The organism is Streptomyces sp. NPDC045287 (genome assembly GCF_056432325.1).
Window position 1 is genome coordinate 72,771 of sequence record NZ_JBWKJG010000023.1, and the last position, 19,229, is coordinate 91,999.

Annotated in this window: 27 protein-coding genes and 3 pseudogenes; 4 read left to right on the top strand and 26 right to left on the bottom strand. The window is 70.4% G+C overall.

The window, feature by feature from the left end:
- Positions 1–434 precede the first annotated feature (434 nt).
- The 18 genes and pseudogenes from AC07D6_RS29335 to AC07D6_RS29420 all read right to left on the bottom strand — a co-directional run bounded on the left by AC07D6_RS29335 (position 435) and on the right by AC07D6_RS29420 (position 10,032).
- Positions 435–953, bottom strand: coding sequence for a HEAT repeat domain-containing protein (locus tag AC07D6_RS29335; RefSeq protein WP_479049404.1), 519 nt, complete (start codon positions 951–953; stop codon positions 435–437).
- 93 nt (positions 954–1,046) lie between these two features.
- Entirely contained in the window at positions 1,047–1,442 is a 396-nt protein-coding gene (locus AC07D6_RS29340) for a transposase (RefSeq protein WP_479049480.1), read from the bottom strand.
- Positions 1,443–1,859: 417 nt separating this feature from the next.
- Positions 1,860–1,955 (bottom strand): annotated as a pseudogene (locus AC07D6_RS29345) (Lsr2 family DNA-binding protein); the annotation flags it as partial.
- 330 nt (positions 1,956–2,285) lie between these two features.
- Positions 2,286–2,636, bottom strand: coding sequence for a hypothetical protein (locus tag AC07D6_RS29350; protein WP_479049406.1), 351 nt, complete (start codon positions 2,634–2,636; stop codon positions 2,286–2,288).
- 175 nt (positions 2,637–2,811) lie between these two features.
- Positions 2,812–3,477, bottom strand: a complete 666-nt coding sequence (locus AC07D6_RS29355; RefSeq protein ID WP_479049408.1) for a hypothetical protein — start codon at positions 3,475–3,477, stop codon at positions 2,812–2,814.
- Between the two features lie 241 nt (positions 3,478–3,718).
- Positions 3,719–3,868, bottom strand: a complete 150-nt coding sequence (locus AC07D6_RS29360) for a hypothetical protein (protein WP_479049409.1) — start codon at positions 3,866–3,868, stop codon at positions 3,719–3,721.
- Positions 3,869–3,922: 54 nt separating this feature from the next.
- Positions 3,923–4,168, bottom strand: coding sequence for a hypothetical protein (locus tag AC07D6_RS29365; RefSeq protein ID WP_479049411.1), 246 nt, complete (start codon positions 4,166–4,168; stop codon positions 3,923–3,925).
- Positions 4,169–4,240: 72 nt separating this feature from the next.
- Entirely contained in the window at positions 4,241–4,486 is a 246-nt protein-coding gene (locus AC07D6_RS29370) for a hypothetical protein (RefSeq protein WP_479049413.1), read from the bottom strand.
- A 14-nt stretch (positions 4,487–4,500) separates the two neighbouring features.
- A complete protein-coding gene (locus AC07D6_RS29375) occupies positions 4,501–5,244 on the bottom strand; it encodes an Lsr2 family DNA-binding protein (protein ID WP_479049415.1) in 744 nt (247 codons plus the stop codon).
- A 10-nt stretch (positions 5,245–5,254) separates the two neighbouring features.
- The gene (locus AC07D6_RS29380; RefSeq protein WP_479049417.1) at positions 5,255–6,040 is read right to left on the bottom strand and encodes an HIT family protein; all 786 of its coding nucleotides are present in this window, start codon (positions 6,038–6,040) and stop codon (positions 5,255–5,257) included.
- Positions 6,041–6,095: 55 nt separating this feature from the next.
- On the bottom strand, positions 6,096–6,272 hold the full coding sequence (locus AC07D6_RS29385) for a hypothetical protein (protein ID WP_479049419.1): 177 nt from the start codon (positions 6,270–6,272) through the stop codon (positions 6,096–6,098).
- A gap of 27 nt (positions 6,273–6,299) precedes the next feature.
- A complete protein-coding gene (locus AC07D6_RS29390) occupies positions 6,300–6,536 on the bottom strand; it encodes a hypothetical protein (protein WP_479049421.1) in 237 nt (78 codons plus the stop codon).
- A 26-nt stretch (positions 6,537–6,562) separates the two neighbouring features.
- Entirely contained in the window at positions 6,563–7,012 is a 450-nt protein-coding gene (locus tag AC07D6_RS29395; protein WP_479049424.1) for an ASCH domain-containing protein, read from the bottom strand.
- Entirely contained in the window at positions 7,009–7,683 is a 675-nt protein-coding gene (locus AC07D6_RS29400) for a GGDEF domain-containing protein (RefSeq protein WP_479049426.1), read from the bottom strand. The genes AC07D6_RS29395 and AC07D6_RS29400 overlap by 4 nt, the downstream gene beginning before the upstream one ends.
- 89 nt (positions 7,684–7,772) lie before the next feature.
- Entirely contained in the window at positions 7,773–8,102 is a 330-nt protein-coding gene (locus AC07D6_RS29405; protein WP_479049428.1) for a hypothetical protein, read from the bottom strand.
- Positions 8,099–8,722 carry an AAA family ATPase gene (locus tag AC07D6_RS29410; RefSeq protein WP_479049430.1) on the bottom strand — a complete coding sequence of 208 codons (624 nt, stop codon included), beginning with the start codon at positions 8,720–8,722 and terminating at the stop codon, positions 8,099–8,101. The genes AC07D6_RS29405 and AC07D6_RS29410 overlap by 4 nt, the downstream gene beginning before the upstream one ends.
- Before the next feature lie 236 nt (positions 8,723–8,958).
- Complete coding sequence (locus tag AC07D6_RS29415) at positions 8,959–9,408, bottom strand: Pycsar system effector family protein (RefSeq protein ID WP_479049432.1); 450 nt, start codon at positions 9,406–9,408, stop codon at positions 8,959–8,961.
- Between the two features lie 178 nt (positions 9,409–9,586).
- A pseudogene (locus AC07D6_RS29420) lies at positions 9,587–10,032 on the bottom strand (NUDIX domain-containing protein).
- A 555-nt stretch (positions 10,033–10,587) separates the two neighbouring features.
- Between AC07D6_RS29420 and AC07D6_RS29425 the strand changes: the two are divergent.
- The gene (locus AC07D6_RS29425) at positions 10,588–11,070 is read left to right on the top strand and encodes a hypothetical protein (RefSeq protein ID WP_479049434.1); all 483 of its coding nucleotides are present in this window, start codon (positions 10,588–10,590) and stop codon (positions 11,068–11,070) included.
- On the opposite strand, the gene AC07D6_RS29430 is transcribed toward AC07D6_RS29425, so the two are convergent.
- The 4 genes and pseudogenes from AC07D6_RS29430 to AC07D6_RS29445 form a co-directional block, all read right to left on the bottom strand.
- Positions 11,067–11,723 (bottom strand): hypothetical protein, encoded by a 657-nt coding sequence (locus AC07D6_RS29430; protein ID WP_479049436.1) that lies wholly within the window; start codon positions 11,721–11,723, stop codon positions 11,067–11,069. The genes AC07D6_RS29425 and AC07D6_RS29430 overlap by 4 nt on opposite strands.
- A gap of 124 nt (positions 11,724–11,847) precedes the next feature.
- Positions 11,848–12,279, bottom strand: a pseudogene (locus AC07D6_RS29435) (AAA family ATPase); the annotation flags it as partial.
- Between the two features lie 79 nt (positions 12,280–12,358).
- Entirely contained in the window at positions 12,359–12,865 is a 507-nt protein-coding gene (locus AC07D6_RS29440) for a hypothetical protein (RefSeq protein WP_479049438.1), read from the bottom strand.
- A gap of 108 nt (positions 12,866–12,973) precedes the next feature.
- Entirely contained in the window at positions 12,974–13,138 is a 165-nt protein-coding gene (locus AC07D6_RS29445) for a hypothetical protein (protein ID WP_479049440.1), read from the bottom strand.
- Between the two features lie 291 nt (positions 13,139–13,429).
- Here AC07D6_RS29445 and AC07D6_RS29450 point away from each other — a divergent pair, with 291 nt between their 5' ends.
- Positions 13,430–13,990, top strand: a complete 561-nt coding sequence (locus AC07D6_RS29450) for a YrhB domain-containing protein (protein WP_479049442.1) — start codon at positions 13,430–13,432, stop codon at positions 13,988–13,990.
- A gap of 299 nt (positions 13,991–14,289) precedes the next feature.
- Here the strand turns inward: AC07D6_RS29450 and AC07D6_RS29455 are convergent, their stop codons facing one another.
- Entirely contained in the window at positions 14,290–15,363 is a 1,074-nt protein-coding gene (locus tag AC07D6_RS29455) for a hypothetical protein (RefSeq protein WP_479049444.1), read from the bottom strand.
- A 452-nt stretch (positions 15,364–15,815) separates the two neighbouring features.
- Positions 15,816–16,808 carry a GlxA family transcriptional regulator gene (locus AC07D6_RS29460; RefSeq protein ID WP_479049446.1) on the bottom strand — a complete coding sequence of 331 codons (993 nt, stop codon included), beginning with the start codon at positions 16,806–16,808 and terminating at the stop codon, positions 15,816–15,818.
- A gap of 52 nt (positions 16,809–16,860) precedes the next feature.
- Between AC07D6_RS29460 and AC07D6_RS29465 the strand changes: the two genes are divergently transcribed.
- Entirely contained in the window at positions 16,861–17,256 is a 396-nt protein-coding gene (locus tag AC07D6_RS29465) for a cupin domain-containing protein (RefSeq protein WP_479049448.1), read from the top strand.
- An 84-nt stretch (positions 17,257–17,340) separates the two neighbouring features.
- Here the strand turns inward: AC07D6_RS29465 and AC07D6_RS29470 are convergent, their stop codons facing one another.
- Entirely contained in the window at positions 17,341–17,871 is a 531-nt protein-coding gene (locus AC07D6_RS29470; RefSeq protein ID WP_479049450.1) for an MPN domain-containing protein, read from the bottom strand.
- 96 nt (positions 17,872–17,967) lie between these two features.
- Here AC07D6_RS29470 and AC07D6_RS29475 point away from each other — a divergent pair, with 96 nt between their 5' ends.
- Complete coding sequence (locus tag AC07D6_RS29475) at positions 17,968–18,480, top strand: CPCC family cysteine-rich protein (protein WP_479049452.1); 513 nt, start codon at positions 17,968–17,970, stop codon at positions 18,478–18,480.
- A gap of 189 nt (positions 18,481–18,669) precedes the next feature.
- Here AC07D6_RS29475 and AC07D6_RS29480 read toward each other — a convergent pair whose 3' ends face one another.
- Positions 18,670–19,197, bottom strand: a complete 528-nt coding sequence (locus tag AC07D6_RS29480; RefSeq protein WP_479049454.1) for a hypothetical protein — start codon at positions 19,195–19,197, stop codon at positions 18,670–18,672.
- Positions 19,198–19,229 lie beyond the last annotated feature (32 nt).

A 19,229-nucleotide genomic window follows, 5' to 3' on the forward strand; every position in this document is an offset into this window, starting at 1 on the left:
CCCAGACAAGGGGCGGTTACGGCCCTACTATTTGGCGATAATAGCGAAAGGAGCGTCCCGTTCGTTTCGATCGACGGTGAGGGGCACGCCGCCGATGGTTTCCTTGCGGTTCACGGAGTACTGGTGTGCCCGGCGAGCGAGGAGAAGCTCGCGGTTGCGGCGCTGCCGTTCGGGCATGAGCGACCGGGCCCGGGGGCTGCCGCAGTGCCACAGCGGGGAGGCCGGCGGCTCGGTTCACACCGAGGTAACGCTCCGCGATCGCTCCCCAAGGTCTGTGCCAGAACCGATTTTGGGAGTCACTCACGGCCCGGCGGGTGGTTTGTGCGACATCCCGTGAGTAGTTGCAGGAAATCCTGGCAAGTTTGATCTTAGTCGGAACGACTGGCCGAGGAGACGCGGCCAGGCGTTCCGGACGAGCGACTACGACTCTGCGGTCAGAGCTCGCCGCGGCGCGCGAGCTGCTTCACCGCGTTCTCACGGATGATCTCGTTCTCGGCGTCGCGCAAACTCTTGAGGGCTTCTCGGGCCTCCGGTCCGGGAATGCCGCCGAGCGCCCAGATCGCCTTCACCGCGAGCGCCCGGGCTTCGTCGAATTCCAAGTACTCGGGAACCCAGCGAGTCGCTTCGACCAGTGTCGGCACCGTCTTGGGCGAGCGGAGCTTGCCCAGCATGGACACGATGTCCTCGTGCTCCCTGTGCCAGTCGGTAGGGAACAGCTCGATCAACGGCTCCAGGAACTCCTCGACCGAGGCGTCGGCGGCGCCATGGACAATCAACGCCATCTCGACGTCGTCGGCGTCCCTGCGCTCCATTGCGTCTCGGAGCAGCCGGAGCGCCAGGGCCCCACCGTCGGACTCGCCGAAGTGGGTGAGCACCTCGTCGAGCGTGCGCGTCGGGGGCGAACACGGTGCGACAACCAGGCCCATGATCAGATCCTGCTCCTCAGGGGTCATCGTCTCCACCTCCCATGCGTTGAACGCCCCAGGTCTTGGGTGGACCCTAGCAAGATCATTCTCAGCGAGTGCCTCCCGAAGTCGGGTTCTGTCTCATCTTCTGTGATCCGGTGCGGCCGGCTCGTCACATAACGGCGGTCGGCAAGAAAACCAGCAGGTCAGTCGTGCTCGTACGGAGGTCAGCCGACGACTTACACGAGCAGACACCACAGAAGTTGAGCCAGAACCCGTTTTCGCGAACAGAGCCACCTCGTGGATATCGTCGCAAACCTCCCAGTGGATCCGCAGGCGACGGAAGTGGTGTAGCAGCACGAACGCCCTCTCGACCCCCCACCGCTGTGTGTCCAGGCGGGAGCCGTGTTCGGTGTTGTGGCGCGCAATCAGGGGCCGGACTCCCATGCCGTGGATCAGCCGCCGGTATTTATCGTGGTCGTAGCCGCGGTCGGCAAGGACCACGTTGGGGTGGCGGCGAGGGCGCTTCGTGGTCAGGTGCCTAGGTCGATGCCGGGTGGGAGGTCACGTCCGGCGAGGGCGTGGGTGAGGAGTCGGTGGGGCTGAATCCAAGCGTCGTGGAATCGTGTCCTGGCGCAGTGGAGTGGAGTGTGCTGGTGAGGATGGTCTCGGTGTCGGGGTGGATGAGGACCAGGGCGACGGGGTCGGCGTCCGGCGGTTGGCCTTCGGCGGGGCGTCCGCGTTCCAGGGTGCGGGCGTCGCAGGTGATGCGTACGGCGACGTCGCCGTGACCAGTCCATGAAGCCGGCCTTTGCCTGGCGGTGAGCATCGCGGTGAACTCTACTGGTGAAGAGGGTCGATGCCGTGGCCGCAGCGGCGGAAGCGGGCGCTCACGTGGCGGGGTTGTCAGTGATGACGAGGAAGCCGTCCAGGGTTATCAGGTCGGTGCACGGGTCAGCCGGCCTTCCAGTCTGGCGCCTGATGGGCGGCATCGTACGCCTCCAGGATCCGCTTGGGCACCCTGCCCGCGTCGGCGACCTGGTGGCCATTGACGCGCGCTCACGTCCTGATGGCGGCGAGCCCCTCCCGGGTGCGTCCGCTGCTCAGGCCGGTACGCAACGGGGTGGGGGCGGCTGTTCCGGCGGCGCGTGAGTACGAGTTCCTCAGCGGGTCGATGGGCAGCGCTGGGTCCCGTCGACGGTGTGGTCGGCGGGCGCGGGCGGCGGCCATAGGCTCTGGCGGTGCATGTGCGGCCTCCTTACCGATCCGCTACGGATTCTCTTCCACCGGGGGAGTGGGGGACTGTGCTTGCTGGTCGCGCTGCTGTTCGGTGTGTGGGCTGGTCTACCGCGGCGAGCCGGCCCACACACCGAGCTGGATCTACCGGCCCCCTCCAGGCGGTTCTTGCGCGGCGGGCTCACCGCGTCCCACGGTCATGGACCAGTGCACGGAAGACGGTGCCTGCACTGACACCGCCCCACCACGTTCCACGCCGGATACGCCGACCTGGTTGTAGGTGGTGTTGACCTTGCCGGCGGCGCACTCGAGCGGGAAGGAGACGTTGACGGTGTTGACCGTCACCCGCATGGTGCCCTTGCCCTCGCAGCGAACCCCGACGATCAGCGCCTTGCCCTTGGCTCCACTGCTGTATTCGAAGCTGGCATTGCCGTGAGTGGCCTGCTGTCGTCCAGCGAGGGTCTCGCTGCTGTCCAGTTCAGGAGGTTGCTGCACGGAGGGCGATGCCGGGGCGCTGGAAGGTGGTGCCGCCGGCGGTACCGCCGGTTCTGTCGTGGCTGAGGGGGGAGCCGAAGCTTGCGGTTTGTCTCCGCTCTCGGTACACGCGCTGGTGGAGAGCAGTATCGCCGCAGCGGCGATGCTCAGTCCTACGGGCTTGCGTCGTGTCACGTCAGCTCTCCCAGATTGCCCAGCCGATACGACGGGGCGTGTAGATGGTGACGCTCTTCTTGGCACTCTTGGTGCAATTGGGGTAGATGTACTGACTGAAGCCCAGGCTCCTCAGCCGGTAGACACCGTAGCGGGCGTGCGTCGTCTTGCGGGGTGGTGTGTCCACGGCGATGCTGTTGCCCACCTTGGCGGTGAGCTTGGTAGATACGTCGACGTTGAACGCGCCCTCGATCTCTATTACAGCGACGTTGGCACTCACCTTGAGTTCGCCATTGACGGCGATCCCGACCTCACCGGTCACCTCGGAGGTGAACGTCGAACGCGCGGTCTGTGACGTGCCGTTGCGGTTGGCCTGCTCGCTTCCGACGCCCTTGTGGTAGTCCTTGTCCTTCCTCGTGGGGTTGTAGAACCATCTGGGCTCACAGGCCTGGCCATCCGGCTGGTCAACCGGCGGCTTCGTCGGTACCTGGACGTCGCCATCCTCGGTAGCGGGCGGCGGTGCATGCGTCTCCGCGACGCCCTCCGTCAGTGCCTCTTCGGGCTCAGCGGGGGGAGCCGTCGCGACAGGGGTGCCTGTCTCGCCCGGGATCGGGTCGGTGGCGAAGGCGGGTCCAGCCGTACCTAACGCCAGTAGGAACGCGGTGGCGGTAACCGCCAGATTCGTCATGTGCTTCATTGTCATTCCCCCTTGGTCAGAGGCCTCCTGGTCGTGAAGGCCTGCCCGAAGAATCAATCACGTGTGCGGCAGCGTGCGCCGAGTATCGGCGTTCTTCTGAGCAAGATCTGAGCATGGGTGCCTCAACCGCATCTTCTGTCACATCAGCACCAACTTGATTACGGAACGTGATGTAGTCAGTGAGAAGGTCGCGACGCGTGTGAAGTACCAGAATCGACCATGGTCATGATCGTCAGGTCGTGGCCGTCACCAGAGCGGGGATAAACACGCTCTCAAGGCCATCTCCAATGGTGATGTCCTGGCCACTGCCCAGGGTCCAGGGCTCGGGGTTTTTGAAGGCGGTGAGCGGGGCGCAGAATTCGGTGATGTTGGCCTGGTCCACTGAGGGGGAGAGGGAAGAGACCGGTGCCGTGGCCGCAGCGGCGGAAGCGCGCGGTCACGCGGTGGGACGGGCCATGGCCGCCTTGTGGTTGTTGCGGTGGGCGGTCTGGGTGGACTCCGCGAGCGTGCGCAGGCCGTGGGGTTCGCCGACGGCTCCGTGCTCGCTGCACATCACCTGGTAGCGGGCGCGGCCGGTGCAGCCGGCCTTGGGGTCGCGGGGCTTTCCGGAGGGGGCGATGGCGTGCTGGCAGACGGTGCCGTCGCGGTGCTGGGGGTCGATCCAGATACGGATGCGGGCCACGGTCGGTCCTTCCCATTCAGTGGGTGAGCAGGGGAAGGGCCGGGCCTTGGTCGGGCCCGGCCGGGTGGGTGGTCAGTCCTGGGCGGGGTGGTCGGCGATGACGAGGGGGCTGTCGGTGCCGCAGGTCCATGAGGACCCGGGCGGGCTGCCCTTGGGCCTGCTGGCGGGCGGCGTACGCGTCTGCGGGCCAGGAGCCGCGGGGCCACCGGCGGAGAAGCGCTCCAGGACAGTGCGCTGGTGCTGGTCGCCGGGCGTCAACTCGTGCAGGACCTGGTGCGCTATCTCCCGGTCGGCGACGCGCCATGTCACGACGATCACGTCGATGCCCGTGATCAGCTGGCCTTCGCGGCCGGGGTCTGGTGGGCGGCGTCGTACGCCTCGAGCACAACCTTGCGGATCATGCCCGCGTCGGCGACCTGGTGGCCGTTGGCGCGCGCCCACGTCCTGATGGCGGCGAGCTCCTCCCGGGTGCGTCCGCTGCCCAGGCCCGTGCGGATCGGGGTGGGCGCGGTGGTGGCCGCCGTGGTGGTGCGGGTGCCGGCCTTCCCGGCGCGCACGGTGCGCAGCTCCTCCTTCGCCTTCTCCAGCTCGGCCGTGAGCTTGGCGACGCGCTCTTCGGCCTCGTGCTGCGCGTCGTCGGCGGCGCGGCGGGCGGTCAGCTCGGACAGATCACCGCGGACCCGGGCGGCCTTGGTGCGGATGCCTGCGGTGGGGTGGGCCTCGGCCCACGTGAGCAGCTGCTCTACCGAGTCGTCGACGGCCGGGTCCTCCAGGGCGGTGTCGTCGGTAGCGGCCGCGACGGCCTTGCGCTGCTGGGCGTCCACCGCGTTGGGGGCCGGGATCGTCGGGGTCTGCTGCATGTCGAGGGCTCCTTCGGGACTGGTCAGGAGGGGGAGCAAGGTGATGAGGGTGTCGTCGTCGCCGGGCAGGCCGACCGCGTCCAGGAGGAGGACCAGGTCCTCCTTGCTGGTCGCGTGGCGGGCGACGGTGCGGGCCGCGGCGGCCCCTTCGGCGCCGCTGGTGGCACTCAGGGGCAGCGCCCCGGCGCGAGCGCTCTCGTTGAAGTCGTCGAACACGTCCGGCCTCCTACGCGGCGTCGTCGATGGGGTGGGTCCAGGGGAGGGCCAGGCCGTCGCCTGGGCGGCGGGGCACGAGGTGGCCGTGGAGGTGGAAGACGGTCTGGGTGGCGTCGGGGCCGCAGGAGGTGAGGTAGTTCCACTGGCCGCCGAGTTGCTGGGCGAGTTCGGCGGCGCGCATCTGGACGGTGGCGGAGACGACGGGGTCGGTCGTGAAGTCGGCGACGTGGCCGCGGGGGAGGACCAGGAGGTGGCCGTCGGTGCAGCCGCGGCGGCCGTGTGCGTCGGCGCGGGGCAGGATCGCGAGGGCGTCGGTCCACTCGTGGACGATCGTGGCGGGGGCGCCGTCGTGGACGATCCGGCAGAACGGGCAGTCGGGTCGCGGGTGCTTGCGGGGTACCGGGGGCCGGTCGATGTGGTGGTGGGTGACCGCGACCCGGGCCCCGGCCTCCCGCATCCGGTGGCCGATGGCGTCGGCGATGGCGGGGGCGCGGTGGCGGCCGTACCAGCAGTTCACCAGGAGCTGGACCGGGCGGCCGTTCGCGGCGTCGCGCAGGGCGGTGAGTTCGTGTACGGCGTCGTCGACGATGCGGGCCGCACCGGGAGTGGTGAGCACATAGTCGCGTACGCCCGGGTCCTGTCCGGTCTGGCGGGCGACGATATCGGCCAGGGCCGGGTCGTCGGGTGGGTTGAGCAGGGTGTTGGTGAGGTTGATGGCGAGGACGGCGGCGCGGTAGCGCGGGGGCGGCGGGTCCTGCCAGCGGGCGCCGAAGGAGTCGATGAACACGTCGTACATAGGGGCCTCCAGGTAGAAGGGCGCGGCGGACGCACCGGGTGCGGCCGCCGGTAGTTCAGGCGGCGGTGGTGCGGGGTTTGTGCTGGGCGAGGAGCAGCAGCTCGCGGTTGCGTTGCCGCTGGGCCGGGGTGAGCGGGCGGAACTCCTTCGCGCTGTGGCGGTGCCAGAGCGGGGAGGCGGGCGGCTCGGGGTAGGCGAGGGTGTGGTCGACGTCGTGCTGGGTGCTGCTCATGGGGGCCTCCGGCTGGAGGTGCTGGGTTCAGGCGTGGTCGGTCGTCTGGCCGCCCTTGAGCGGGTCGGAGACGAACCGCATCTCGCCGGGGTTTCGTGAATTCCAGAGCTCCGCGCAGACCTTGTGAGCGGGCTCTTGGGCGTGAGACCTCAGCGGGGTGGTGGTGCCGCACAGCACGCACGGGGCAGGCGGCCCGAAGTGCCGGCCGTCGCGCCAGTTCAGGAGGTGGACCGGCGCGACGGGCTGCTCTGGCTGTGCGGGCACCGCGCGCAGGTGGCGGCGCCGGGCGGTCACGGCCGCAGGTGCGGGAGCTGCTGGAGGACCTGGGCGACGAGTTCGAGTGCCGGTCTCCACGCGGGGAGCGCGCCGATGGCGGGCACCGGGAGGGGCAGCTCGCGGACGTCGTCGAGGACCAGGTGGTGCGCGTCGCGCTGCGCCCAGGGGCTGGTGCAGTGCTCGGGCCCCTGGTCGAGGTGGCAGTCGGTGAGCCGGGCAACGCCGATGACCGCGCCTCGGTGAAGCTCCCGGTCGCGGATCGCGGTGGCCACCAGCGGGTCACGCAGCAGGGCGGGGTCCGGCTTCGCCTTCCCGGCATGGATGAGGACCCAGCCGCGCCACGGCCAGTGGGCGGACCGGTTCTCGATGTTCTTCCCGGCGAGGATGCAGGTGGCCCACGGCTGGCGGATCGTGATGCCCCGCACCCAGGCGCCCGGGTCGGCGAGGAGGGTGGGGTCGCTCATGCTGCCCGTCCCCACACGGCCGTGCCCGGTCGGCCGAGGCGGCGCCCGTTGAGGGAGGGGACCGTGGCGTGCTCCGCGGTGGCGAGGATCGGGCGGCCGGTGTGCTTGCCGTCGTACAGGGCGGCGTCGGCGGCCCGCTGCAACGCGGACAGGTCGCGTGCGCCGATCACGTCCAGGGTGGCGGCGCCGACCGAGGCGGCGACGTCAACGGTGCGGCCGTCGTCGAGGACGACTGGGGTGTGCAGCATCCGGACCAGCTGCTCCAAGTGCTGGACCCGGCGAGCGGCGGGGAGCTCCAGGACGACGGCGAACTCGTCGCCTCCAAGCCGGCCGACCGCAGCGCGCGGGCCCGCCCAGGCCGTGAGGCGGGACGCGATCGAGGCGAGGACGGTGTCGCCCGCCGCGTGCCCAAGCCGGTCGTTGATCTCCTTGAACCTGTCGGCGTCGACCATGACCACGGCCATGTCGTCGTGGCGTGCGAGGAGCCGGCGGGCGCGGGCGGTATAGGCGTCGCGGCGCAGCAGGCCGGTGAGCGGGTCGCGGCGGCTGGCGGCCAGGCGCCTGTGGAGCGCGAGGGCGTGGACGGCCCAGCCGGTCAGCGGCAGCGCGGCGGTGGTCACCAGGAGGGCGCGTTGCCCGGTTCGGGCCCGGGCGCGCGGGGTGGAGGACATACTGAGGGAGTCCCTCTCGTCTCGTACGGGATGGGGTGGCCCGGGACAGCCGACGAAGCTGCCACGCAAAGGCGGTTGTCCCGGGCTGTTCAGCGGCCGGCCCGGCGGCGGGCGTCGGCCAGGATCCGGGCGGCGTCGGGATGATCACGCACGGCTTCGCTCAGTGCGTCCCACCAGGTCGCGGCGTACCGCTCGCGCTCCCGAAGGTCCCGGAGTTTCTGTTCGGTGCGGCGCAGGCGAGCGCCGTCCTTGGCGCACGTGCACTCGGCTTCCGGATCTTGTACTCGGGCCATGCAGCCGGGCATCAGGCACAGGGCGCCGTCGGGGTCGGTGAACCAGTAGCAGCCGGACGGAACCACGGCCGGGCTCACCGCGAGCGGGGCGTCGCGGTCCCCGAGGGCACCCTGGACGACGGTCACCCGCACCCGCCCGGGCGCGCGGCATCCTCGCCGGCCTGGTCGACGAGGGCCAGGACCTCGGTGCACAGGTCCGCGGCGGGCAGGACGGTACGCAGGATTGAGGCCAGACCGTCGCGCTCGATGGGGTGGAGCCGGGCCAGGAGCGCGTGAGCATCACGGTGGGCGCCGGCGGTCTTCAGGTACTCGGCTTCGGTGGCCGCCGTACGGACGGCGCCGCACTGCCCGCAGCGGAAGACCGCCTGGTCCCAACCGGCGGCCGGGGCAGGGCGGTCGGTGCTCGGGGCGACCACGACGTAGTCGAAGCCCTCGTCGTGCAGGTGCGGGCGGGCGTCGGCGGCGGCGCGGTGCTGCGCGCGGACGGTGTCCTCCGGCACACGCCGCTCGTCCGGACGGACCCTGTTGCGTGCCAGGCACTCCTCGAGCGGCGTGGGCATCAGGAGCGCGACGGCCGGCACGCCGTGGCGGCGGGCGGCCTGCACGTACTGCGCGCGGACGTGTACTTCGGTACCGGTGGAGTCGATCACGCAGGTGAGGCCGCGGCGCAGCCGGGCCTCCAGAACGTGCTGGAGGAGCACGACGGCGTCGCCGGTGGCGGTCTGGTCGCCGGCGGAGTCCGCCACGAGGCCCCGGTACTGGTCGAGGCACAGCACCTGAGTCGGCCCCAGGTCGAGGTGGCGAGGGTGGACTTGCCGGAGCCGGCCGCGCCGATGAGCACGATGACGGCCGGATCGGGGATCGACATGTCGGGCGGCGAAAGCGCCACGGGCGTCTCCTTCGAGGATGTCGGGGCCGGGCTGTCCGGTCCTCCGCACCGTCCCCGCCCCGGACGGCGGGGTGGGGGCGGCGCGGGGAGCCGTCAGACCAAGGCGGCGGTCGTGGCGGCGAGGGCGGCCAGGACGCAGTCGATCGCGCGTCGAAGAAGGCGGTACTTGCGCACGGCGAGGAGGGAGAGGACCCGGATGCGGGCCGGGCGGGTGTCGCCGTCCATGCAGGCGAGGACTTGGCCCTCCTCAAGGCGCGCCCAGTACGGGAAGGAAGCACGGTCCTGGCCGCCGAGGCGGGGGCGGACGACCAGGAGCAGCAGGACGGTCGCGGCGCCGAGCGCGGCCGCGGCGCACACGCCCAGACCCCGGACGGCGGGCGGCAGGTCCTTGTCGGCGAGGGAGATCAGGCTGGCCAGGACGGCGCCGGTGAACGCGAGTAAGAGGGAAGCCTTGCCGTCGGTGCGGCCGATCTCAGCGGCCAGCGTCGCGTTGGCCGCGTCGAGGTTCTTGTCGGTCATCGGAGTGTGGGTCATGGTCGTCATGCGGGTGGTCCTCCTCGTGCGGGGCGTGTCGGGCGGTTCGTGATTCGGGGCCGGTGGCCGGTCCTTTGCCGATGCGCGGGCCGCCCCGGCGTCCCGGCCACGCAGGCGAGGGACGCCGGGACGGCTTCGAGATGCCGGGGACAGAGCGGGGGGCGGACCCGGGCGATCGCGGTGTCCGTCAGCGGGCCGTGGTGGCGGCCGCGAGGATCTCGGCGTGGTCGAACGCCAGGTCTGGGAGGGCGGTGAGGGGCCACCAGCGGGCGGCGGTGGCGTCGTCGCCGGCCTTCGGCGGGACCAGTACGGGCAGGGCGGCGGTGTAGGCGACGGTGACGTACCGGCCGCGCGGGTCACGGCCGGGCGTGTCGAAGGCGCCGAGCTGCCGGAGGGCGCGGCCGGGACGGTGATGCCGGTCTCCTCCGCCAGCTCGCGGACGGCAGCGGCCAGGCCGCTCTCCCCGGCGTCCACGTGGCCCCCGGGCAGGGCCCAGCAACCCGCGTAGGGGTCCCAGCCCCGTTCAATCAGCAGGACGTGCCCGGCGGCGAGCAGGACGACGTCGGCGGTGTAGCGGATCGTCTCGTCGACGGTGGTGTCGGTGGCGGTCTCGGCGGTGATGTTGGCGGTCATGGGGTGGTGTCCTCTCGGGTCAGGCCGCCAGCCGGTGGTTGACCGGGGCGGGGGAAGCGACGTAGGTGCCGGGGCTGGGCTCGTAGCCCCGAGCGCAGGGGTCGCAGCAGCCCTGGGTGCGTAACGGCAGGCAGAAGTAGTACCGGCGCCAGCACTGTGGGCACGTGGACCTTGCGGCCATCGCCCGGTCCAGCGCCCATTCCTGTGCGAGCGTCGACGCCCGCTTGAATCAAGCGAGCTGCACGCTGTAGAGCCAGGCCCGGGTGGGATGGATACATGCCTGGTCGGGCCGGTACGAGCACCCCTTGCATCGCAGAACGGCGACCGGGTCGTGACCGCCGGGGCTGAGCTGCTGATCGCGTAGCTGCCGGCGGGTGAGCAGGCCGCCCGAGACGGCGCCGCGGTCGTACTCCGAAACCAGCGGGTTCGCAGATTCTGAAGGTTCACATGGCAGGAACCCGCTGGTGGTGTGGGTCCTGGAGTAGGGGAGGGACGCGGGTTCCTGCACGATGTGTCAGGCAAGATGAGGCTTCAATCAGTTGGGGAGGGTTCGGGGTGGGTTACGAATTGCAGGCGGTCATCGCGAGTGACGAGGTGCTGCGCGTCGCGTCGCGCGAGGTTCCTGGATCCAAAGTGGTGCCTCTTGGCCAGGGCCTGTCGCTGATGCCGATGACCAATGAAGTCTTCGATGCCGTCACGGACGGCAGCGACGGACGAGGCCTGGGGTTCTGGCGGCTGCCAGGAGGCTTCGACACGCTGCTGGCTCAGTGGTCTACGGCAGGGCCGATCGCCTATGTGGAGGCCGAATACTTCGGCGGAGTCGGCGAGCAACGAGCCGCTGTCTGGGCTGATGGCGCACTGGCACTGGGGCCGCTGGATGAGCCGACGAAGAAGCGGTTCTCGCGAGCAGTCAGCCCCATCTCCCAGGCCCTGCGGCGGCTGGGCGCCCACAGGAGTCTGGGCGAGGACGAGTTCGAGGCCGTGGGGCTGGGTCGCCATCGCAGCAACGAGGACTGGATCTCGTCCAGCGCCTGCTAAGCCTGCGGGGGGTCGATGGTGAAGCGCTCGGGGTAAGCCGTGCGGACGTAGTGGATCGCGGTGTGCGAGGTGATCCCGAACAGTCGCATCAGCTGGATCGGGTCGGCAGTCTCGCGGGCCTCGTCGAAGAGCCGGTCCTGCCGGAACTGGGTGAAGTTGATGCCGACCCGGTCGCGGAGTGCGCTGAAGTTGGAGATGCCGACTGCGGGCCGGTCGACGTGCAGGGCGGTAATAGGGCTGACGACCAGGTGGGGGTTGATGCTCAGCGGCCACCGCTGATGGCGCTCGATCAGCCAGTCTTTGACGAGCCGCAGTGCGAAGTCGTCCAGGTAGATCTCGTGGTCGAGCCGGTTCGGTCTGCGGATCCGCAGGCGCCCAGTGGAGCGGTCGAGGTCGTCGAGCCGGATCTCGGCGACTTGTTCGGGACGGACGGCATAGACAGCCATCAGGACGAGAGCGAGCTTGTCCTTGATGCCGGGGACCTGATCCAAGAGCCCCTTGAGCCGGTCCGCCGGGATAGGCCGCGGGACCCTGACGGGCGCGGTCAGGTGCACGTTCCTGGCCGGGTCGCGGAAGATCCGGCGCTCGCGCCGCAGGGCCCTGAAGAGCGACCGCAGCCCGGTGAACGAGTAGTTGACGGCGGCCGTCTTCACCTCCTCCTCGGTGACTTCGTTGAGTGACGTGAAATGGGCCCAGGTGGTGGAGCTGGTCGGCGAAGACGACGTGGTTGAAGCCCCCGTTGCGCAGACCGGGGAAGGCGGTGACGGCGGCGGTGTGCTGGGCGCGGACGGTGTCGGCGGGCACGGCGCGGTCGGGGGTTCGGGCGGTCTGCCGGATGACGCACAGGGAGACCGGGGCGCCCATGAGGACCGCGACCGCGGGAACGCCGTGGCGGCGGGCGGCCTGCACCAGCCCGGCCCTGACGGCTCGCTCGCAATTCGTTGCGTCGACGACGGTCGTCTTCTTGCGGGCCAGGCGGGCTTCCAGGACGGTCCACAGGGCGGCGACCGCATCAACCGTGGCGGTCTGGTCGCCGGCCTCGTCCGAGACCATCGCCCTAAACGCGTCGAGTTCCAGCACCTGGGTGCTGGGCCAGGTGGCGGCGAAGGTGGACTTGCCGGAGCCGGCCGCTCCGATCAGGACGATCAGCGCGGGGTCGGGGACGGTCGTGGCGAGCGGCTGGAGCGTGGCGTTGAAGGTGCGGGCCATGAGCGCGAGTTCTCCTGTCGCGGGAGCGGTGCGAGTGCCCGGGGGCAGTGCGGGAGGGGGAAAGTGGTGGAGGGTCCGGTCACCGGGTCTTCGCCCCGATGGTGGCGACCAGCGCGGCGGCCGTCTCCCAGCCGTGGTGCCAGGCGCTGTCCAGGCAGTACGCCCCGTTGATGCCGTGATCGGCCAGGCGCCAGAAGTTGCCCTTGCCAGCCTTCGTGGCGAGCGTCTCCAGGAGCCCGCCCGGCACCCGGCGGTCTGCGGCGTAATGCGTGACGAACGACAGGGCGAGCGCGGCCGCAGCGGCGCCGGGGTGCAACCGGATGCCCAGGACGCGGGCGCCGGCCCCGACCGCGAGGGCCTGGGTGGCGGTGTAGGTCAGGCAATGCCAGGCGCACGCCTTGATGCCGTCGGCCGTGCCGTGGACGGTCGGCTCGTCGTCCGGCGTGGCGGCGAAGTGGACGGGCTTGTCGTCAGTGGCGCCCTTGACCCTGGCGCAGTAGTCGGACTGCACGAAATGATCACCGACGTTCGACCCGGCGCGACCGAGACCGAGGACGGCGGCGAAGAGGGCGGAGCGATGCGTCATGCTGGATTTCTCCTGATCTCGAAGGGTGAAGAAGCGGGCGGCCGACCCTTTACCGATGCGCGGCCACCCGAGGTCCGACCCCGGCCGCACCGGCCGGAGTCGGGTCGTTCAGAACAGGGGCCCGTCCGACCAGGCCGGGACGGGCAGGAACCGAACGCGCAGCTCGCGCCGGTCGGACCAGCAGCCGCACGCCTCCATCTCCGGGTTCGCGCCGCCGACCCACCAGCCGCCCGCGCCCCGGCAGTCGGGGCAGGTGCGGCGGGGCCGGGGCAAGAGCGTGATGCGGTGACGGTCGGCGCACAGCCGCCAGTGACCGGCCTTGAGGACGAGGGCCGTTGATCAGGCGGCCAGCCGGTGGATCACCGGGGTCGTGGAAGCGAAGTACGTGTCGGGGCTGGGCTCGTAGCCCTTGTCGCAGGGGTCGCAGCGGCCCTGGGTGCGCAGCGGTATTGGCGGAGTGCACTTGTTCCGTAGGTGCGGTATTCCGGTATGGGCAGCGGCTGGCGCCCTGATGCCCGAGTAATCTGTTGGTCGCCGTTGCAGTCCGTAGGGGATGCTGCACGCGTGATTGAGCGAGATGCTGCGGTTCAGATCGTTGAAGAGGAGCTGGAACGCGACTATCAGCGTGACCTGGCGGCGGGACTAGAGCCGATGCGCATGGCTGTGGCGCATGTGAAACAGCACGAGCTGGCCTGGGTGATCTCCTGGACGTCCGAGGAGTACCTGCGGACCAGGAATCCCGACTTCATGCTCGCCGGGAACGGGCCGTACCTGGTTGATCGCCTCAACGGCAGCCTTCACCAGATCGGGGTCGTCTCCGCGGTAACTGAGGCATGGGTGGTGGACTACCGAGTGCGCATACGAGGCCAGGCCGTACGGACCGCGGTCGACGATCTACATGATGAGGTTCGGGCAGTAGCGGCTACTCGCGGACGGATCCATGCCATGCACGCCTTGCGCCGGAGCCTTCCGGTGCTGACGCATGCCCAGGTCATCGAGTACGTGACCGCTCTGAAAGACGGCGATCCTCCGATGCACCTTGTGGAAGTCGCTAACAGAGAACTGGTACCACCTGTCGATCCGGTTCTGTCAGTGAAGACCATCCGCGGGCCTGCAGAGTGCTGAGTGACGCTGGTCTGACAGCTTCCTTCAAGTCTCCTTGCAGCACGCGATGTAGTCGAACCCGTCCCGCTCCGCGTATGCGGTCCACCGTGTGGCATTGCTCATGCTCGTGCCGGTGAGGTCGTCGAGGACAGATGCCGGCAGGTCGGAGGCCAGCGCGAGTCAAGTGCTGTTGCGGCTGGCGAGGCGTGAGCACGGGTGGTCTCCTCCAGCGGGTCGAGCGGGTTGGTGGACAGCGCCGCGCCCCGCCGACGTCGTGCTGGTGTCGGCGGGTGCGGGCGGCGTGCGGGGAACTTGCGGGGTCAGATGGTGGGGATCGCGGCGGCCTGCTTGCCTCGTCGGACGGTCTGCCGGGCTTCGAGGTCGTCCTGCCACTTCTGGGGGTCGTGACCGGCGCTCTGTGCGGCGTCCCAGGCGAACTCGCCGAGCGCCCCATCGTCGAGCTGCTCAGCGGTCTCGGTGACGACCTGGGCGGCGAGCTTGGGGTCGGCGCGGTGCAGCGCTTCGAGGTAGCGGAACGCCGACCAGGCCATGACGCCCGCCGTCGCGTGCGCCGCCACGGCGGCCGGGGAGGCACCGTCCTCTTCGAAGAGGTTGTGGGTGGAGCACAGCGTCTGCCGCAGCAGGACTTCGGCGGTCTCGCTCACCGTGCGGGACGCGCCGTCGACGTTGCAGCGGGCGGTGGGCAGGTCGTCGGGCATCGTGCCCGCGGGCGTGTCGGCGAGGACGCTGCCCCACAGGGCGCGGACCTGGTCGAGGTCCTCGGCCAAGCCGGTGTCGAAACCCTCTCGGCGGGAGCGGACGGGCATCTGGGCGCCGATGAAGTCCTCACCGACCAGGAGGACGGGCTGCCGGTCGGCGGTGACGCGGACGCGGACGTGGTTGTCGGCGCCGGCGAACCGGGCCAGCAGCCGGCTGTCGAGCACCGGGAAGACGCCCTCGGCCACAATCTCGACGTCGGCGTCGGCAGGAGCGGGAGTCTGTTCGATGACGCCGCGCAGGACGCCGCGCCAGCCGAAGAACTCCCGCTCGTCGTCGACGGCGAGGCCGATCTCGCCCCGCGGAGCCGCGAAGCGCACCTTGCCCTTGCTGAGGGTGAGGGTGACCGGATCGCTGCCGGGCTGGTCGGCCGCCCACCGGCGCAGCACGGGCAGGGCGGGGGCGGGCAGGGTGCGGGCGAACGGCCGGCCCGTCAGGCCGTGGTGGCGGTAACGGGCGACGGCCAGGGTGTAGCGGTCGGAGGCGACGGCGTACAGGAAGACGCCGTCGGCCTCCAGGCGAATGCCGTGCAGCGCGGGGGTGTGCTCGTCGCCGATGTGGTCGACGGTCCGCTCGATCAGACGGCCGAGCTGGTGCGCGTTGAGGGTGACGGACACGAAGGTCTCCTCCGATGGGTCGGGGTGGGAAGCACCGTGCCCCCGCCGACGTGTTCGTCGGCGGGGGCACGGGCGGAAGGGCCGGTCGGCCTGTCCGGTCGCCGTCCGTCGGACCGCTCGGATGCGGGCGGCGGCCGGTGGCCAGGCGGAGCGACCGGATCAGCGGCCGAGTTGGCGGACGTTGTCCGGGGCGGGTCCGTCGGGCTGGACCGGGATGTGGATCTGTGGCTGGACCGTGATCTGCGGGGCGCCGGTGCGCACGGTGGAAAAGTCCCGCGGGAGCAGGTCCAGCCCGCGTAGAGCGAAGGCCCGAGGGGGTCGTCCGGGCGATGGCGGTGGCGACGGTGCGCGAGGTGGTCTGCTGGTGAAGAGGCGGTGTTCTGGCCGGGCGCTGTTCGGCCGCTCCCCGACTGTGGCTGGGTTCAAAAGCCGCTGGGGGGACGTCCCCGCCGTCAATTCGCCTCGGGCCCGAACCGACGCCTGTACGCCGATGGAGTGATGCCCGTCTCGCGCCGCATCAGCGTGCGCAAGTTGGTAGCGGTGCCCAGCCCGCTCCGCCGTGCGACCACCTCAAAGCGTGACTCGCCTCGTTCGATCAATCGGCATGCCAAGGCAAGTCGTTCTCCCGTGAGCCACATCAGCGGGGTCGTTCCCAGCTGTGCCCGGAAGCGACGATGCAGCGTCGCCGGGCTGACCGCAGCCTGTGCCGCAAGGTCTGACACCGTGAGCGGTGAGTCGAGCCGTTCCTGCGCCCAGGCCAAGACGGGTGCCAGGGACTCGTCGGGGAACTCGGGCATGGGACGCTCTACGAACTGCCGCTGCCCGCCGTCCCGGTGCGCCGCGAAGACCAGTCGTCGGCTCACGGAGTTGGCAACCTCAGCCCCATGGTCGCGGCGGACCACATGCAGCCCGAGATCGAGTGCGGCCGCGCTTCCCGCAGCGGTGAGGATGTCACCGTCGTCCACGAACAGTACGTCTGTTTCCAGGCGGACAGCAGGGAAGCGGGACCGGAAGGAAGCCGCCCACTGCCAGTGGGCGGTGGCCCGCCGCCCGTCGAGCACACCGGCCTCGGCCAGGGTGAAAGCGCCGCTGCAGAAGCCGATCAGGCGTGCGCCACGCGCGTGCGCCCGCCGGATGGCCTCGAGCACAGCGGGTCGACGGGGCACTTCGACGTCGGGACGGTTGGGGACGATCAAGGTGTCCGCCGCCTCGGCCGCCTCCAAGTCGGCGACTCCCGTGAGCGTGAAGAACCCGTCTCGCATCGGGGTGCGGGGCTCGGGGGAGCAGAGCCTGAAGTCGTAGAGAGTGCGGCCGATCTCCGGCCTGCGGAGGCCGAAGACCTCGGTTGCGCAGCCGAGTTCGAAAGGGTTTGAGTTCTCGTCCACGATCACGACCACCCGGTGCACGCCCGCCGCGTGAGCTTGGTGCGAGGATCCTTTCGCCATGTGCAATTCCTAGCACTCAGGCTGCCCCCGCGAAACGGCTGAGGATGAGCCCATGAGTAACCAGCCCATCCCCCTTGGCCAGGCTCTGGCCTCCTTCGATGCTCTGTGGAGCCCCCGCATCGTCTCGCGCGTCAACGACTACGACGTCCGGATCGCCAAGGTCGCAGGCGAACACATCTGGCACGCCCACGACGGCACCGACGAGTTCTTCTTGGTGCTCGACGGGGAACTGCACATCTCCTTGCGTGAGCCCGAGGGCGAGCGCACGGTCCTGCTTCCGCGGGGAGCGGTCTTCACCGTCCCCGCAGGTACGGAGCACAAGCCGTACGCACCGTCCGGCGCCGCGATCCTCATGTTCGAGCCGGCTGGGACACCAACCGTGGGCGACCGTCACGATGAGATCCCCGACCACGTGGACGCAACGACTGGACATACCCTCGACGCCTGAGCGGACAGGCCGCGTCGGCAGCGGGCCGCCCCGGACTCGATACCCGGTGCGGGGCAGGGTTTGAGTACGAGGTAGGTGGCCCGGTCAGGAGTTGGTGGTGGAGCGGCCGAGCCACCGGTTGTGGTTGATCACGGTGGTCTCGTAGTGCACGTTCGTCGCCGTGGTGGCGCCGTCGCCGCTGCTGCCGCGGTGGGTGAGCTTGGCCAGGAGCAGCAGGGCGAGGACGGCGACGAAGGCGGTGCTGCCGCTGATGGCGGCGACGCCGGCGGCGGCCTGGCCGATACCCCAGCCGAGCCCGGCGCCGGCCGCTCCGGCGGCGAGCCCGCCGGCCAGGACGCGCTGCGCGGTGGGATCGAGGACGGGCTGCGCGGTCAGGTCCCGCTGGGGCGGGACGGGGGTGGGAGTGGTGTGGAGGTAGCCGGCGGGGAGCATGTCGCGCGGCACGCAGACGAAGTCGCCGTCGGGGCCGGGCACCCACACCATCGGACCGCGCTCGCCCGACAGCTCGACCGCACCCGACACCGGCAGAGCGGTCTGATGGCAGGCGTCGTGGGCGGGGGAGGGGACGGTGTACAGGGCGGGCTCGGTAGCGCGGGAGAGCGGGTCACAGGTCATGGCCAGAGTGTCGTCGCCGAGTGGGGCAGGTGTGGGCAGGGTGGCGTGGAGGCTGCCCGCCGATCTACCGGATGGGATGTTTATAGCCTTGCGTCCGTGAGTGATGCGGATGAGCAGATACGAGCCGAGCTAACCGAGCTCGACGCACTGGAGGCAGCAGAAGCGGCAGGGGCATCGTTGACGGCCCCCGAGAGCACCACCGCGCCGCCTCCTGGAGGCTGGTTGCCCTGTCCTTGCTGTGGGCACCAGATGTTCGGCGAGATGTGGTCGTACGACATCTGCTCCGTGTGTTTCTGGGAGGACGACCTGGTCCAGTTGCGGTGGCCGTGGAGCTTCGGCGCCAACGCGGTGTGTCTGGTGGACGCGCAACGCAACTACCAGCGTTTCGGTGCGATGGAAGAACGCTTCCTCAAGCGCGTACGCCCTCCGGCACAGGATGAGCCGCTGGATCCGGGATGGCGCCCGATTGACCCGTCGCGGGACTCCTTTGAACCGCCAAGAAGTAGTGGCGCATGGCCTGAGGACCTGAGCACTCTGTACTGGTGGCGTCCGACGTTCTGGCGGCGAGACGAGCCGTTGGCGGCTCCCCCGGCCCCGGTACAGGAATGAACGCTCACCTGGCCAGCTGCAACGCTCAGTCACACAAGGGCGCCCAGGACGCTGGCGGCCGCGCCGACATGGCCGGGGTACTCCTTCGCGAAAGCGGTGGTGGGGCCGGACGGCCTGTCCCGCTCTCGTCCTGCGTGCCGCGGTGGGGGCGGGGGACGAGAGCCGGGCGGAACGTCTGAAACCCGCCGGTCAGCGGTTAGTGATGCGGCCGAACAGACCGTGCACGGTCTGTTCGCTGTGGGTGATGTGCTGGGTGACGGGCCCAGTGTAGTAAGTCTCTCGGTGGGGGGCGGCCGTGCGGGCGTGCTGGAGGGCGCTGCCGATCGCGGTGGCGACGGCGGCGAGGGCGGCCAGCGGCAGGGTGACCATCAGCACGGAGGTGAGGGTGACGGCGGCCAGGCCCTGCAGGATGAGCCAGGCGCCGCAGCCGATCCCGGTGATCCCGGCGCCGATCCCGATCGAGGCGACGGCGGTGCCGGCCGCCCAGGCCGGGACGATCCGGGTCTCGGGCTGGGCCACCGGCGGGGTGGGACCGACCGTCGGGAGCGGGGAGTCGTCCCGGTAGGACGTCGGGAACCCGGCCGCTGGCTGCGGCTGCGGTTGGTCGGGGCGGTAGGCGTCGGTGATCAGGCGGCGGGCCTCGGCGGCCGCCTCGCTCTCGGACAACGCCCGGGCAGACGGGGCGAGCGGGGTGGGCGGGGTGAGCTGGGGGTCCACGGTGTTCTCCGTTCGGGGGCGGCCGTGGGCCC

What these genes read in the sequence shown, in the direction of transcription:
- AC07D6_RS29335 (WP_479049404.1), bottom strand. Translation starts at nt 953, where the DNA reads ATGACCCCTGAGGAGCAGGATCTGATCATGGGCCTGGTTGTCGCACCG.
- AC07D6_RS29355 (WP_479049408.1), bottom strand. Translation starts at nt 3,477, where the DNA reads ATGACGAATCTGGCGGTTACCGCCACCGCGTTCCTACTGGCGTTAGGT.
- AC07D6_RS29380 (WP_479049417.1), bottom strand. Translation starts at nt 6,040, where the DNA reads ATGTACGACGTGTTCATCGACTCCTTCGGCGCCCGCTGGCAGGACCCG.
- AC07D6_RS29385 (WP_479049419.1), bottom strand. Translation starts at nt 6,272, where the DNA reads ATGAGCAGCACCCAGCACGACGTCGACCACACCCTCGCCTACCCCGAG.
- AC07D6_RS29395 (WP_479049424.1), bottom strand. Translation starts at nt 7,012, where the DNA reads ATGAGCGACCCCACCCTCCTCGCCGACCCGGGCGCCTGGGTGCGGGGC.
- AC07D6_RS29400 (WP_479049426.1), bottom strand. Translation starts at nt 7,683, where the DNA reads ATGTCCTCCACCCCGCGCGCCCGGGCCCGAACCGGGCAACGCGCCCTC.
- AC07D6_RS29415 (WP_479049432.1), bottom strand. Translation starts at nt 9,408, where the DNA reads ATGACGACCATGACCCACACTCCGATGACCGACAAGAACCTCGACGCG.
- AC07D6_RS29440 (WP_479049438.1), bottom strand. Translation starts at nt 12,865, where the DNA reads ATGACGCATCGCTCCGCCCTCTTCGCCGCCGTCCTCGGTCTCGGTCGC.
- AC07D6_RS29460 (WP_479049446.1), bottom strand. Translation starts at nt 16,808, where the DNA reads ATGGCGAAAGGATCCTCGCACCAAGCTCACGCGGCGGGCGTGCACCGG.
- AC07D6_RS29465 (WP_479049448.1), top strand. Translation starts at nt 16,861, where the DNA reads ATGAGTAACCAGCCCATCCCCCTTGGCCAGGCTCTGGCCTCCTTCGAT.
- AC07D6_RS29470 (WP_479049450.1), bottom strand. Translation starts at nt 17,871, where the DNA reads ATGACCTGTGACCCGCTCTCCCGCGCTACCGAGCCCGCCCTGTACACC.